We start from the raw sequence: 16,212 nt of genomic DNA on the forward strand, positions 1-16,212 counted from the left end.
CTAGGGACGAAATAATTTCCGCGGTTCCACCCTGATTAGTAAAAACTCAACTTTAACAATATTAAATTGTAAAAAATGCCAATATTGTTGCTGAACTCTCACCATCATCAGCTCGCTTACTTATATGTTATTCTAACATTAAATTAATAAACTTTCAAGAGAAAATAACAAAAATTTTCTGAAAACTTCTTGAAATCATAATAGAACAATGATTTATCATACTAAATTTACTTAATATTTATAAGTTATATTAAACAATAACAGTTGTATGTATATATTTTAGATGTTATAATAAAAGTTAATTAAATAAATAAAGGAGGGTTTATGAGAATTTCATTTACTCGTGGCAACGTTAGCCACCTACTACTTAGTGGAATCATCTATATACTGGCTGTTTTTATAATTCCACTACAACTCCCTCGTAATATTAGTATAGATTCAAGAGTTACAACCGTTCTTATACTATCATTTACTGCAACAGCTATTCTTATCTATGTAGGAAGAAAAGGTACTAATGATATTGATAGACATAAAAGTAACTATAATTTATTAACTTTGGTTGCTATAGGAATTATTGGATTTATTTCGATGATGCTAATTCAAGGTTTTATAAATGGAATATTGGTTTATTTTTCAAATTTCTTCCATTTTGATACTAAGAGTAAAAATACTAGTAATGTTGTTGAAATCATTAAAATGAAACCTTATTTTATACTATATGTGGCTGTTCTTGGACCTATAATGGAAGAACTATTCTTTAGAAAAGCAGTGTTTGGATATTTTTACGATGCAATGATTGGTAGTAAAAGCTGGGTTAGATTTACAGTACCTGCCCTAATAACAGGTTTCATCTTTGCATTACCACATGACGGAATATCGCCAATAATGGTAGTATATATCGGGATGTCATTCGTGTTTAGTTATTTATATCTTCATACTAAAAATATTCTTACACCTATAGTTTCACATATTCTGATGAATAGTTTAGTAGTTTTAGTTCAACTGTTTGTTCATTAGGAGGTAAATATGTCATCAAAAACTTGGTTATCAACTAACTATTTTATACAGTATTTAGTTACTGGTACTTTCTTACCATTCTGGATGGTGTACCTAACTTCTGTTAAAAATCTTAGTGTGTTAGAAGCTAGCTCGGTATTTTCAATGTTATTTATAGCTAGGGTTATAAGCGGATTATTCTTAACTCCGTACTTAATAAAGAAATATAATTTTGATATTGCTTTAAAATTATCAGTCGGAATCGGTCTTCTTCTTGCAATAAGTTACGAATTTACAAATGAAAAATTATTACTTGGTCTAATTACATTTTTATTCGGTATGATTTATTTCATGGTTAATCCTCTTGTCGAAGGTCTAGCCTCTTTATTTTTACGAGAAGAAAACATTGACTATGGTAAGGCTAGAACTTATGGATCTCTCGGATATACCGTTATCGGTATTTTTATCGGAGGTATCCTTAGTTATGTAGGAGATGGAGCATTATATTATATTCTAATAATATTAATTGGAATCTTCTTTATATTTATGTTCCTACCACAACCAAAACTTGTAAAAAATATTAACTTAGATGATAGTTCATCACATAGAAATGAAAACTTATACGCTTGGGTATTGAAAGATAAAAATGCAATTTTACTTATTATTACTATTTTCTTATACCAACTTTCTCATACTGCTTATAATAATTACAACGCACTATATCTTGAAAGTATGAATATATCAGCCAAATGGTTATCTGGAGTAATTCTTAATGTATCAGTAATAGCGGAAATAATTTTCTTTATATTCTCAAAAAGATTGGTTAAAAGAATAAAACCAAAAAGTCTACTAATCTTCGCAGGTGTAGGAGCGGTTATACGTTGGGCAGCATTAGCAATATTTCAAAATATCTACGTTTTTACCATTATGCAAACATTTCATGCGATAACATTCGCAGTAGCGCACATCGCATTTATCTTAATACTTAATAAAGATTATGATAATAAAGAAATTATAGATATGCAAAATTTATATACTGCAATTTGTTTCCAACTAAGTATGGCTGTAGGACTATATTTAATGGGTGCAATTTGGGATATTAGTACATCATATGTATTTTACGCTTCAGCAATAATCGCTGCATTCGGTACATTAATAGCAACAAGAATAAAAGAAACCAGATAGGAAGCGACCTTATCTGGTTTCTTTGCTATATATACTCAGTTCTGGATATTGTTCTTAGAATCTGAACTAGGTATATTGTAACTAAAAATTGTAAAATAAAAAAAGGAGTTTGAATTTACAAACATCCTTTTCTATATACTTGTATCAGTACTATTTAGCAGCTGAAGTTTTTGGTAAAGTTTTTTGTCCAGCTGGTGCAGCAGGTTTGTTAGCTTTTTCAGCACCATCTTTTTCAAATTTTAACTTTTCACCTGGGTTAAACTTGTTATCTAAACGAGTTTTTTCTTCAGAAGTTTTAACCATATCTTTGTTAAGTCCTTCGTAAGCTCCGTCTAGAGTAAGTGGTTTAGAGTTATCAGGAGTATATTCTCCTACAAGTCTAGCCTCGTCTGCTAATGCTACTGGTGCTGCGAAAAGAGCTGCAGCAAATACTGATAATAATACTTTTTTCTTCATAGTATTAAGTCTCCTTTTATATAATAATTTTTTTGATTTTTATACGACAGATTATCGTATATAGTTATTATATTGATTTTCACTTTAAAAGTCAAGGCTTTTTCTTAAGTTTTTTATTATTTTTTGTATGAATAAAATACAAAAGAGCTTTTTATTAGCTATTTTACTTTTTTTCTATAATGCATAACAAAATACTACGCCTTTAGTTACTACTTTGTTAATTAATATGTACTATCATCTAACTATGTTAAATGTTATATTAAACTACTTATTATTATTCTTATCTACATAATTAATTCACTTCTTAAATATACATCTACTAATTTGTGAGTTTCACGAACTGAATCTATATGAGTTCTCTCATATGAGTGGCTTGATTCTATACCAGCTCCCAAGAGTGCGTGTTTTACATCTGCTCCTGCTCGCATCGCTGCTGATGCATCACTCCCGTAGTACGGATATATATCCAATTTATAATCTATATTGTTTTCTTTAGCAAGTTTAACTAAGTAATTTCGGAATTCGTAGTTATAAGGACCACTTGCATCTTTTACACATATAGATACAGTATATTCATCCGTTTGTTGGTCATCGCCTATAGCTCCCATATCAACAGCAAGGTATTCTACGGCTTGCTTCGGAATATCTGAGTTTGCTCCATGCCCTACTTCTTCAAAAACACTAAACATAAAATGTGTCGTATGCGGTAGTTCAATATTTTCTTCTTTATATTTTCTTAGTAAATCTAGAAGAATTGCAGCACTTACTTTATCATCTAAGAAACGACTTTTTATAAATCCTGTATCAGTAATTATAGTTCGAGGATCAAAGCTTATAAAATCACCAACATCTATACCTAAACTACGAGTTTCTTTTTCAGTTCTCACTTTCTCATCTAATCTAACTTCCATATTATCCTCTGAACGTTCAACAGTTCCGGCATCCTTATATACGTGAGTACTAGTTTGATGGACTAAGATTGTTCCACTAACTGTTTTACCAGTACTTGCTACATGAACTAAGCAGTTTTCTCCTTCTATCATATTCCAAGGATATCCACCAATTTTTGCCATTTTTAAACGACCATCAGATTTTACAGCGCGAACCATAGCTCCTAATGTATCTACATGAGCTGTAACTACACGATGTTTTGTATTATCGGCTCCTTCTACTATTACATTCACTCCACCTTTATTAGTACGTACTGCAGTATATCCTAATCCTTCTACTTCTTCTATTAAATAATCTATGATTTCTTTTGTAAATCCTGTTGGCGACACTATACTAGTTAATTTTTTTAAATAATTTATCGTTTCTTTCATAGGATTTCCTCCAAACTTTATAAAATAAAAGACTCATGCAAAGCACGAGCCTTTCTTAATCTATTGCGTAGTTATTATGCTTTGTTTCTTGAACCGAAGATGTCGATTTTTTCGTGAACCATAGCTTTAATAGCTTCAAATCCAGGGTTTAATAATTTACGAGGGTCGAAACCTTTAGGTTTTTGATCTCCACCTTCTTCAATGTATTTACGTGTAGCTTCAGCAAATGCTAATTGACATTCAGTGTTAACATTAACTTTAGATACTCCTAGAGAGATAGCTTTTTGGATTTGCTCAGTTGGAATACCTGAACCACCGTGTAATACTAAAGGAATTCCTCCAGTAATGTTAGAAATTTTTTCTAATGTTTCAAAGCTTAATCCAGCCCAATTTTCTGGGTATTTACCGTGGATGTTACCAATTCCTGCAGCTAGGAAGTCGATTCCTAAGTCAGCCATTGTTTTACATTCGTTTGGATCAGCTAATTCACCGCTACCGATAACTCCATCTTCTTCTCCACCGATTGAACCAACTTCACACTCGATTGAAAGACCTTTAGAGTGAGCTAAAGCGATCATTTCTTTAGATTTAGCGATATTTTCTTCAAATGGATAGTGAGATCCGTCGAACATTACTGAACTAAATCCAGCTTCGATTGCTTTTTGAGTTCCTTCGTATGAACCGTGGTCTAAGTGTAATGCAACAGGAACTGTGATTTTCATTTCTTCTACCATAGCTTCAACCATAGCTGCTACAGTTCTGAATCCAGTCATGTATTTAACTGCTCCTTCACTTACTCCTAGGATTACTGGACTTTTAGCTTCTTCACAAGCTGCTAAAATAGCTTTTGTCCATTCTAAGTTGTTAATGTTGAAATGCCCTACTGCATATCCTTCTTTTCTTGCTTTTACAAGCATATCTTTTGCTGGTACTAATACCATGTTATTTGTCCTCCTTAAATAACTACTAATATATATATTATAATACTACACTTTTTAGAAAAAATAAACTATTTTCTACAATAATTTTCAATTTAATAAATTATTTATTTTGATTCATCTCATTAATCTCCAAAATCTTTGATATTACAAGCTTCTTTGTTAACGTATACATAGTTAGTTTTACAATTATTATAGTAAAATTACATGTTTTAAATATTAAGTTTTTTTAAAATTTTTACTTTTTTAATTTATAATAATTTATATTTTATTATACTAGTACACATACTAATTAAATAAAACTCCAAAATCAAGCAAATACTTAACTTTTGGAGTAATTTCTATATTAATAAATAGTTATTTATCTAACTTCGCCATTGTTTCTACCATATATTCCGGTATTTCTGTTTCAAAGTATAGGTGCTCACCTGTGATTGGATGATTAAATTCAATACTTTTTGAATGAAGTGCTTGTCCATTAGTATTTAGTGTTTTTCTTGGACCGTAAACTGGATCTCCTACTAATGGATGATTGATGTATTTCATGTGTACTCTAATCTGGTGAGTACGACCAGTTTCTAATTCACATTCAATAAGTGTATATTTTTCGAATCTATCTACAACTTTGAAGTGTGTAATAGATGGTTTCCCTTCGTCGATAATCGCCATTTCTTTTCGTTCTTTTGGATTTCGAGCTATTGGAGCATCAATCGTTCCATAGTCGTGTTTGATACTACCATGAACTAATGCATAATATTTTCTCTTAACATCTTTATTAGCAATCATTTCTGATAACTTAACATGCGCTTTGTCATTTTTCGCAACTATTAATAAACCTGATGTATCTTTATCAATTCTGTGAACTATACCTGGTCTGATAGTACCATTGATACTTGATAATTCACTGTGGAATAATAGCGCATTTACTAAAGTTCCATCTTTATGCCCAACCGACGGATGAACAACCATACCTTTTGCTTTATTTACGATAATTAAATCATCATCTTCATAAACAATATCTATAGGAATATCTTGTTTCACTACATCTAGTTCCTCAGGTTCTTTATAATCAATAGTAATAACATTCCCATCTTTTAATTTGAAATTTGTTTTTATATTATTCCCATCTACTTTTATATAACCTTCAGAAATTAAGTTTTGGATATTAGTTCTTGAAACATCTACTAATTCTTGTTGTAAAAATTTATCAATTCTCTCACTTTTTGGTGAAGTATATATAATTTTTTTAGTATCCATTACTTCCTCCTTTTTTCATACTATAATATATTAACATATCCATTCAAAAAAACAAAATAAAATATAGTAGAAATGATTGAAATTATGGTATTAATTTTGCCATTTGAGATTTATTGATAAAAACTTCAATTGTAATTAAAATAATGAATAAATTTCGCTTCTTTATTTAAGAACAGATTCTCACAGTCTACAAATAAATGAGAGTAACTCTTAGAATTAATTTGTTCAAACTATAACTCTATATTACTCTCAATTTTTATATACAATTTTTGATCATACAATAAATTATAACCACAATTTTACAGATTTCTCACTACAAATATAGCTCTAACTCTTTTTCTGTCATTCCTAAATCTAGGCAGGCATCTTCTTTGGAAATCACTCCTAATTTTACGTATTTTATAAATCTAGCTATTGAATTCTTTCGCTCTTCACTTCTTCCTTGTTCTATTCCTTGTTCTATTCCTTCTACAAACTTATATTGCAATGCATCTACATATGCATCATATTTCCTTGTCTTCTCATCATACATAGTTTTTTCCTCCTCACTCCAATTTTTATACTCCATCAAACTATCTGCACTTTTTATATTATTATTCTATCATAGTAATACTAGCTATTCCATTGATATATAATGTTTATAGATATTTATTCAGATTTGCTTTTTAAAAATATAAATATAAATTGTTAATTTCTTTCACTTTTCCTATTATTCTATCTATATTATAATATTACTGTATAGAATAAATTTATCTTTGAACAATTTGACATACAAAACATGTAAAACTTATATTTAAGGAGTGAATTTTTTGGAAATTAATAGATTACACGTTGACTTTGATCTTCAAAGTAAGTATGATCCCAAAGGTGATCAGGTTAACGCTATAACCGAGCTTACAGATGGATTAAATAATGGAGAAAAATATCAAACATTACTTGGGGCTACTGGTACAGGAAAAACTTTCACTATAGCTAATATCGTGAGAAATGTAGGCAAACCTACTTTAGTTCTAGCTCATAATAAAACACTAGCTGGACAATTATACAATGAGCTAAAAGAATTTTTCCCAAATAATCGTGTTGAGTATTTCGTTTCATACTACGACTACTTCCAACCAGAAGCCTATGTTCCTTCTACCGACACATATATCGAGAAAGATTCATCGGTAAATGATGAAATTGATAAACTACGACATAGTGCGACATCTTCTCTATTTGATCGTGATGATGTAATTATTGTTTCAAGTGTTAGCTGTATATATGGTCTTGGATCTCCCGAGGAATATTCTTCTCTTGTGCTATCATTGCGAGTTGGTGATGAAATTTCTCGTAATAAAATATTAGAAAAGTTAATAAGTATTCAATATATGAGAAATGATATTGAATTTACTCGTGGTACTTTTAGGGTGCGTGGTGATGTAATTGAAATCTTCCCCGCTTCTCGTAGTGAGAATTCTGTTCGTATAGAAATGTTTGGTGATGAAATAGATCGTATTCGTGAGATTAATCCATTGACTGGTGAAGTGCTTAGTGAACTTGAACATATAGCAATTTATCCTGCCAGTCACTTCGTGGCTGGAGACGAAAAAACTAAAGAGGCTATTAAGAGAATACGAGCTGAACTTGAAGATAGATTAAAAGTATTAAATATGGAAAACAAACTTTTAGAAGCTCAGCGTCTTGAACAGCGTACAAACTATGACTTAGAGATGATGGAAGAGATGGGCTTTTGTTCTGGTATAGAGAACTACTCTCTTCATCTTACATTACGTGAACCTGGTAGCACACCATATACTTTACTAGACTACTTCCCAGACGATTGGCTTTTAGTTGTTGATGAATCACATGTTACCCTTCCTCAGGTACGTGGTATGTTTAATGGAGATAGAGCTCGAAAGCAAGTACTTGTAGATTATGGATTTAGATTACCTACTGCTTTAGACAATCGACCGTTAAACTTCGATGAATTCGAGAAAAAACTTAATCAAGCTATTTTTGTATCAGCAACTCCTGGTGATTATGAATTAGAAAAAAGCTCTAAAATCACTGAGCAAATTATTCGTCCTACAGGACTATTAGATCCAATTATAGATATACGTCCAGTTAGTGATCAAGTATTTGATATAACAAAAGAAGCTGAAAAGATTATTGCTAAGGGCGAACGTGTTCTAATCACTACTCTTACGAAGAAAATGGCAGAATCACTTACTGCTTATCTAAAAGAAAATGGACTAAAAGTTGAATATCTTCATTCTGATATAAAAACATTAGAACGTACAGAAATAATTAGAAATCTACGCCTAGGTAAGTTTGATATTCTTATCGGTATCAACCTGCTGCGTGAAGGTTTAGATATTCCTGAAGTATCTCTTGTTGCTATTTTAGATGCTGACAAGGAAGGATTTTTACGTGGGGATAAGGCTCTTCTTCAAACTATTGGACGTGCTGCTCGTAATGCTAATGGACGAGTAATTATGTACGCTGATAATATTACAAGAAGTATGAAAAAAGCAATCGATGAAACAAATCGTCGTCGTGAGATTCAAATGGCTTATAATGAAGAACACGGAATAATTCCTCAAACAATTATCAAAGATATTCGAGATTCTATTAGTCCTAAGAAAGATATCATTAAAGATGAAGAAGTTCTGGAATTTGAAGAAACTGCCAACATTACAGACGACAACATTGAAGAACATTTAGCAGAACTAGAACAACAAATGTTTGCTGCTGCTGAAAAATTCGAATTTGAACAAGCTGCGAAACTACGTGATACTATTGCAGAACTTAAGGAAAAATATAAACTCTAAGCGACTACATAAATTAGAATAAGCATATTATTCCAAAATATTATAAATTCAAATTTAGTGAATAGGCAATATTTTATTTTACTTTTAATACCAAAGTATTACTAAATAATAAACTTATTTTTCTCATATATCATATAAAATATTAAACAATTATCTAATTGATACTGAATGATTCGAATATGAAATTTTATTTTCGAATCATTCTTTTTTATAACTATTAGCAAAATATTCTAATAATTTTAAAAAATTTCTTTAGATAACTTATAAAACTACTCTACTTTTTAAATTTTGTGATATAATAAGTGGTATAACTTTTGATTGATATTATATTAGTTAGTAAAAAATTCAATTTAAAAGAAAATCATAGTGTTATACCACTATGAAAACTATTAAAAACAAATACAATTTTTATTTCTTAGGAGATTAAAACATGACTAAACAAAATATTGGAATTATATACGGTGGTAAAAGTGCTGAACACTCTGTATCACTATTAACAGCAAAATCAATAATTAACGCAATTGACAAAGAAAAATACAATGTATTCCCAATCTTTATCTCATTAGAAGGAGCTTGGGCTCGTGGAGAAAAAATAACTTCTGAAGTAACAGATCAACACAACCTAGTATTCTCTAATTTCGATAATGATATCAGTGGATTACTATTCGAAGATGGACGTAAGTTTAACATTGTCTTCCCTGTTCTTCATGGACCGAATGGTGAGGATGGAACTATTCAAGGGCTATTAGAAATAATGGACATTGCTTATGTTGGTAATAACGTTCTTTCTAGTGCTGCTGGTATGGACAAGGTAGTTATGAAACAATTATTCGCAGCATATGATTTACCTCAACTTCCTTACGTTCACTTTATCGAGTATACATGGAAAAATAAAAAAGAAGCTATTATTTCTGAAATTACTGAAAAACTAAATTTCCCTGTGTTTGTTAAACCTGCGAACTTAGGATCTTCTGTAGGTATTAGTCGTTGTAACAATGAAGAAGCTTTAGTTCACGGTATTGAAGAAGCGCTTAAATTTGATAAAAAAATCGTAGTAGAACAAGGTGCCGTAGGTGCTAAGGAAATCGAAGTTGCAGTATTAGGATATAATGAAATTAAAACTACAGATCCTGGTGAAATCGTAAATATTTCAACTACGGAATTCTATGATTACGAGACTAAATATACTGATGGACAATCTCGTATGGATATTCCTGCTCCTATAGATACTACTCTATACCCTACTTTTAGAGAAATGGCAGCAACTGCTTTCCGTGCAATTAGTGGTTCTGGATTAGTACGTGCTGACTTCTTCTATACTAAAGAAGGAGAAATTTTCATTAACGAAGTAAACACAATGCCAGGATTTACTCCATTCTCAATGTTCCCTTCACTATGGGCAAACATGAATGTAAGTTATTCTGAAATTATCGAAGAACTATTCGCACTTGCTATTGAACGTTATGAAGATCGTAAAAACTTATTAACTGAAGAATAGGATTAACCATGAAATATTTAGTTACAGATTTAGAAAAAATATTAAATGCAAAAAAGGTAAATATTACTAGAGACGTAGAAATTACTGGCATCGCTATTGACAGCAGAAAAGTTAAACAAGGGGATTTATTCATCCCCTTCTTAGGTGAAAATGTAGATGGTCACAATTATATAAAAAGTGCCTTTGAAAAAGGTGCAGCAGCAAGTTTATCGCTAAAAGAGGATTTTGAATCTGATAATAATATTATATATGTTAATGATAGCTATGAAGCTATTCAAACTTTAGCAAAGCACTATCTAAATAACTTAAAAGCTAAAACTATTGCTATTACAGGTAGTAATGGAAAAACTACTACAAAAGACATTATTACTAGTGTTCTTTCTACTAAATTCAAAGTTCACAAAACACAAGGAAACTTTAATAATGAACTTGGAGTACCATTAACTATTCTTGCCGCACCAGAAGACAGTGAAATACTAGTACTTGAAATGGGAGCCGATGGATTTGGTCAATTAGACTTCTTATCAAAAATGGTTGAATCTGATTATACAGTAATTACTAATATCGGAGAAAGTCACATTGAATTCTTTAAATCAAGAGAAGGAATTGCTAAAGCTAAGTTTGAAATTACTAACGGTATGAAAAAAGACGGATATTTCGTTTATAATGGGGACGAGGTACTACTAAAAATATTAGTAGAATCATCTGATATTAAGGCTACCGCTTGTGGTGAAAATAGCTATAATGATATTATTTTAGAAAATTATACTATTACCCGTGATAAGATTGATTTCAAACTAAATATAAGTGAGGAACATTACTTTACTAAGCTAAAAGGTAAACATAATTTATATAACATTATGTTCGCAATAGCAATCGCAAATAAAATCGGATTAACAAACGAAGACATCCGAAAAGCTATTGAAGATACAGCGGAAATCACAGGAATGCGTCTACAAAGTATCCCTTACAATGAGGATTCTCTAATTATTAACGATGCTTATAATGCTAGTCCTACATCTATGAAAGCTGCTGTTGATGTTGTAAATAGCTTTGATGATTTTGATTATAAAACTCTAGTATTAGGAAGTATGTTTGAACTTGGCCCAAATGAAATTAACTTCCATGGAGATGTTGGTGAATACATTTCTAACAATACAAAAGATATTAACCTAGTAATTAGTGTCGGAGCATTAGCCGAAAACATTACTAAACAAATTAAAAACGATAAAATAAAAACACTACACTTCCCTACTACCGCAGAAGTTAGTGAATATCTAAAAAATAACAAACATAAAAACGAAGTTATCTTATTTAAGGCTAGTCGATCTATGAAGTTAGAAACGATTATTGAGGAGATAATGAAGTAGAAATATATAAAAAGGATTTACCTGAGTTATGATTAAGGTAAGTCCTTTATTGTTTTTCCCATTCTCTTTTAGTTTGAATTTTACAATTTATTTATATCCTATCCCTTTATAACCTCAATCAAAAGTGCTAAAATTATTAATAAGGGAGGTGTTTTTATGAATAAGAAAGTTTTTATAATATTTTTTATACTATTTGTTGGTATTTTATCATTAATACTAACTATCTATAATTCACACGGGGAAAGCTATAAGGAAACAACTATAAACGGTATTCTAGTAAAGGGAGATAATACAAGATACAAGGTCAAATTCATAAAAAAAATTGATGGAGATACAATTATAGTGAAATTTAATAATAAAGATCTGAAAATTAGATATTTGCTAATTGATACTCCTGAAACGGTTAAACCTGGTGTCAAAGTACAAAGATTCGGTCCTGAAGCGAGCGAACTAAACGGTAAACTATTAAATAATGCCAAAACAATAGAAATCGAATTTGATGTATATCAAAAAGAAGATAAATACCACCGAGGTTTATGTTATGTCTATGCTGATGGAAAAAGTGTTCAAGAAGAATTATTAACTGCAGGTCTAGCTGAAATTAAATATGTTAAACCTCCAGATGTTAGATACCTTGAACGCTATAAAAAAGCACAAAATAAAGCCAAAAGTAACAAACGTAACCTTTGGTCCAATTCATAAAATTTATTTCTAATATATTTGATTAATATTATTTAAAGAGGGGCTGACCCAAAAGTCCTAAAATTTAACAAAGTTCATATGAAGACTCATAGACGAAGTGGTTTATTGATTTCAAAAATGACTTTATAAAAATTTTTTAGATATCTAATAAAAGGGAGTGGCTCAACAAAATCTATTTCTCTGAAATCACGATTTTTGAGTCACTCCCTCTCTATTTTGTTATCTTAGTTTACTATTTTTATATGAGAATGTAAAGTAAACAATCATACCTACAATTACCCATACAATAAAGATAATCCATGTTGTTAATGTTACACTATATAATAATGCACCAAATAAGATTATAGAAATAATTGGTAATACTGGCATACCAGGAACTTTGAATCCACGTTTTAAATCTGGGAATTTTTTATAGAAAACAATAGTTGTGTAACTTACTAATGCGAATGCAATAATTGATGCAACGTTAGCAAGATCTGCTAGTTTTCCTAAAGGTAAGAATCCTGCTAGTAAAGCTGTTAGAATTCCTAATCCCCATGTTACTGTACTAGGTACTTTATTTGAGTTAACTTTTGTTAATCCTTTTGGTAATAGTCCATCACGTGCAATTGTATATGTAATACGAATTCCAGCATACATGAATGATAAGATACCAGCCATAAGCCCAATAACAGCTCCAAGAGAAACTATACCAGCTACTTTGTTTTGTCCTACTTCTTCTAATACGAATGCTAATGCATCTCCAGTTCCTAATCTACTATAGTCAACAACTCCAGTTAATACTAGGCATACTAAGATATAAAATGCTGTACAAACTAACATTGTGATAATAATCGCTTTTGGCAAAGCTTTTTCTGGATTGATTGTTTCTTCTGCTGAAGTCGAAATCGCATCAAATCCTAAATATGCGAAGAACACTGTAGTTGCTGCTAACATAACTCCTTTAAACCCAGAAGGTGCAAAGTTATTAGTCCAGTTTGTTGGTTCTACATAGAATACACCTACAACGATGAATAGGATTACAATACCAACTTTTGCCGCTACCATCAAGTTATTAACAAGTTTACTACTTGATGTTCCTTTAGATAGTATAAAAGTAATTAAAAGTACAATGATAATAGCTGGAATATTTCCATAGCCTCCTAATGCAGGTAAAGTATAAAACTCTTTTGGAATTTCAACTCCTAATCCTGCTAATAAACGTGAGAAGTAACTCGACCATCCATTAGCTACCGTTGCGGCTGTTAAGACATATCCTCCTATTAACACCCATCCTATAGTATAAGCTACAATTTCACCAACTGAAACATATAAATATGTATAAGTACTACCACTTGATGGTATTGTTGATGCTAATTCTGCATAACAAAGTGCTGCTAAACAACACGCTAACCCTGCGATTAAGAATGAGAACACTACTGCCGGTCCGGCTTCTGCTGAAGCTTTCCCTGTTAATACTAAAATACCCGATCCAATAATTGCTCCAATACCGAATAAAACTAAGTCCATAGTTTTCATCGTTGGAGTTAACGTTTTGTTTTTAGATTCTGCTAAAATTGAGTCAATTGATTTTTTTCTAAAAACGCTCATAAATATCCTCCTAATTTTAAATAAATATTCTCCCCTATTAATATTATTTACTAATTATACCATAGTTAAATAATATTTACTACTATGTCTTCTACTTATGTAAGTAAAGAAAAAAAGATTAATAAATAACTTAATAAAATAATATATTGAACTTTATATTTTATTTGCTATATGCTTCTAAGAAAGAAGTGGGAGTGACTCAGAAATCGATTTTGTCAAGTCACTCCCCGCAAAGTATATTGGATATCTAATAAGCTATTATAAAGTGTAATTAAATACCAATAAACAACTGCGTCTATGAGTTTTCGTGTAAACTTTTATAAAATCTAGTACATTGAGCCGCTCCCACTTTCTCTGCAATATAACTATTTTATATTTTGATTTTTAGTACTTATTACAAGGCTTGCTCTACTGGAGTGTATTCATATCCTAAATCATCCGCAACAGCTTTAAATGTTACTTTTCCATTAGCTACGTTTACTCCAGGTACTAACTCTGGGAATCTTACTACTGCTTCTTTAACTCCTAGTTTCGCTATAACTTTTACATATTTAGCAGTAGCGTTACACAATGCATACGTTGCAGTTTCTGCTACAGCACCAGGTATGTTAGCAACTGAATAATGAAGTACTCCTTCTTCTACAAAAATAGGTTTATCGTGACTTGTAGGTCGACCTTCAGTATATTCAGTTGTTCCACCTTGGTCAATTGCTACGTCCACAATAACACCACCATCTGGCATATCTTTAATCATTTCTTTTGTTACAAGTTTTGGTGCTTTAGCTCCAGGAATTAAAACTGTACTTACTACTAAATCAGCCGTTTTAATAGCATTAGCAATATTTAATTTATTAGAGTAAACTGTTTCTACTTTTCCACCAAAAATATGAGACAACTCTGTTAGTCGATCTAAGTTAACATCAAGCATTGTAACGCGTGCTCCAAGCCCCGCTGCTGCAGTTGCTGCCGCAGTTCCAGCTACACCTGCTCCTATAACAACTACATGTCCTGGTTGTACTCCTGGTACACCTTGTAATAATTTACCTTTACCACCTTGTACTTTAGATAAGAATCTAGTTCCTTCTTGAATAGCCATTCTTCCCGCTATTTCACTCATTGGTCTTAATAATGGTAATGTTCTTCCTACTTTTACTGTTTCAAATGCAATACCAATAGTACCTGATTCTACCATCGCTTTTGTCAATTCGGCATCTGCTGCTAAATGTAAATAAGTATAAATTATAAGACCTTTTCTAAAATATTTGTACTCTGATGAAATAGGTTCTTTTACTTTATAAATCAAGTCTGATTTATTCCACACATCCTCTGCATTCTCTAATAAAATAGCTCCTGCTTTTTCATAGTCTGCATCGGGAATTCCCGATGCTAATCCTGCTCCTTTTTCCACGTACACAGTGTGTCCATCTAGCACTAACTCATTTACTACTCCTGGTATAGCAGACACTCTACTTTCATTGTTTTTTATTTCTTTTGGTACTCCGATAATCATTTCCCTTACCTCCTTAGTTTTTCTCTGTACTTATATAATAACATACATTCTTACAAAATGAAAGCGTTTTTCTAATGAAAGTTTTAGTGAAAATATTTTCCTTTATTTTATGCTGTTTTACATTCGTTAATTCCATAAAAATAAGGTTTCCTAGAATATATTTAATATTATTTTTGTGAAAATAAGTGTTAAATATCCTTAAGAAAAGAAATTTGAAAAACACCTGTACTATTTTCTATAAAAATCTGTTTCAAAATTTCGAACGACTATTTTTATCTTATCAAGTTATAATTTATACAAAATTATTCGTTTAATTTTCATATTTATCATAGTTATTATAAAAATTATACAAAATTAATTTCTTTGATTACTTGTATATATATGATTAATATTTAATGAAAAGCATTAATTATGTATAATACACTTTATTATTATGTGTTATAACTAGTATTACTTTGTTTTACGCACAAAACAAAAAACAAGCCCCTTAAACGTTAGTTTAAAGGGCTTTGTCTTATTAACGGCTGTAGTACTCAACGATAAGTTGTTCGTTGATTTCTGGGTGTAATTCACTTCTT

Annotated in this window: 13 protein-coding genes; 6 read left to right on the forward strand and 7 right to left on the reverse strand. The window is 30.8% G+C overall.

The annotated features are described in order from the left end of the window. The first annotated feature begins 324 nt into the window (after positions 1-324). Both RWQ73_RS06230 and RWQ73_RS06235 read left to right on the forward strand, forming a co-directional pair. Positions 325-1,017 carry a type II CAAX endopeptidase family protein gene (locus RWQ73_RS06230; protein ID WP_314407384.1) on the forward strand — a complete coding sequence of 231 codons (693 nt, stop codon included), beginning with the start codon at positions 325-327 and terminating at the stop codon, positions 1,015-1,017. Positions 1,018-1,026: 9 nt separating this feature from the next. After that, positions 1,027-2,181, forward strand: coding sequence for an MFS transporter (locus RWQ73_RS06235; RefSeq protein ID WP_314407386.1), 1,155 nt, complete (start codon positions 1,027-1,029; stop codon positions 2,179-2,181). Positions 2,182-2,331: 150 nt separating this feature from the next. Here the strand turns inward: RWQ73_RS06235 and RWQ73_RS06240 are convergent, their stop codons facing one another. The 5 genes from RWQ73_RS06240 to RWQ73_RS06260 form a co-directional block, all read right to left on the reverse strand. Continuing rightward, positions 2,332-2,637: an LPKTxAVK-anchored surface protein gene (locus RWQ73_RS06240; RefSeq protein WP_314407388.1), complete on the reverse strand. Its 306-nt coding sequence runs from the start codon at positions 2,635-2,637 to the stop codon at positions 2,332-2,334. Positions 2,638-2,921: 284 nt separating this feature from the next. Then, a complete protein-coding gene (locus RWQ73_RS06245; RefSeq protein ID WP_314407390.1) occupies positions 2,922-3,959 on the reverse strand; it encodes a M42 family metallopeptidase in 1,038 nt (345 codons plus the stop codon). A 74-nt stretch (positions 3,960-4,033) separates the two neighbouring features. Next, the gene (gene fba / locus RWQ73_RS06250; RefSeq protein ID WP_003145913.1) at positions 4,034-4,900 is read right to left on the reverse strand and encodes a class II fructose-1,6-bisphosphate aldolase; all 867 of its coding nucleotides are present in this window, start codon (positions 4,898-4,900) and stop codon (positions 4,034-4,036) included. A 354-nt stretch (positions 4,901-5,254) separates the two neighbouring features. Further along, positions 5,255-6,154 (reverse strand): RluA family pseudouridine synthase, encoded by a 900-nt coding sequence (locus RWQ73_RS06255; protein ID WP_314407392.1) that lies wholly within the window; start codon positions 6,152-6,154, stop codon positions 5,255-5,257. A gap of 313 nt (positions 6,155-6,467) precedes the next feature. Beyond that, positions 6,468-6,686 carry a hypothetical protein gene (locus tag RWQ73_RS06260; RefSeq protein ID WP_314407394.1) on the reverse strand — a complete coding sequence of 73 codons (219 nt, stop codon included), beginning with the start codon at positions 6,684-6,686 and terminating at the stop codon, positions 6,468-6,470. Between the two features lie 277 nt (positions 6,687-6,963). Between RWQ73_RS06260 and uvrB the strand changes: the two genes are divergently transcribed. From uvrB to RWQ73_RS06280, 4 genes are all read left to right on the forward strand, one after another. Then, positions 6,964-8,964, forward strand: coding sequence for an excinuclease ABC subunit UvrB (gene uvrB, locus RWQ73_RS06265; RefSeq protein ID WP_314407396.1), 2,001 nt, complete (start codon positions 6,964-6,966; stop codon positions 8,962-8,964). A 430-nt stretch (positions 8,965-9,394) separates the two neighbouring features. Further along, positions 9,395-10,462: a D-alanine--D-alanine ligase gene (locus tag RWQ73_RS06270; protein ID WP_314407398.1), complete on the forward strand. Its 1,068-nt coding sequence runs from the start codon at positions 9,395-9,397 to the stop codon at positions 10,460-10,462. A gap of 8 nt (positions 10,463-10,470) precedes the next feature. Next, positions 10,471-11,832, forward strand: coding sequence for a UDP-N-acetylmuramoyl-tripeptide--D-alanyl-D-alanine ligase (gene murF / locus RWQ73_RS06275; protein ID WP_314407400.1), 1,362 nt, complete (start codon positions 10,471-10,473; stop codon positions 11,830-11,832). A 156-nt stretch (positions 11,833-11,988) separates the two neighbouring features. Further along, entirely contained in the window at positions 11,989-12,534 is a 546-nt protein-coding gene (locus tag RWQ73_RS06280; protein WP_314407402.1) for a thermonuclease family protein, read from the forward strand. A 219-nt stretch (positions 12,535-12,753) separates the two neighbouring features. Here RWQ73_RS06280 and RWQ73_RS06285 read toward each other — a convergent pair whose 3' ends face one another. Next, positions 12,754-14,124: an amino acid permease gene (locus RWQ73_RS06285; protein ID WP_314407404.1), complete on the reverse strand. Its 1,371-nt coding sequence runs from the start codon at positions 14,122-14,124 to the stop codon at positions 12,754-12,756. Positions 14,125-14,518: 394 nt separating this feature from the next. Further along, positions 14,519-15,634: an alanine dehydrogenase gene (ald, locus tag RWQ73_RS06290; protein WP_314407406.1), complete on the reverse strand. Its 1,116-nt coding sequence runs from the start codon at positions 15,632-15,634 to the stop codon at positions 14,519-14,521. Positions 15,635-16,212 lie beyond the last annotated feature (578 nt).

The sequence above is a fragment of the uncultured Gemella sp. genome (genome assembly GCF_963525875.1).
Lineage (GTDB): Bacteria > Bacillota > Bacilli > Staphylococcales > Gemellaceae > Gemella.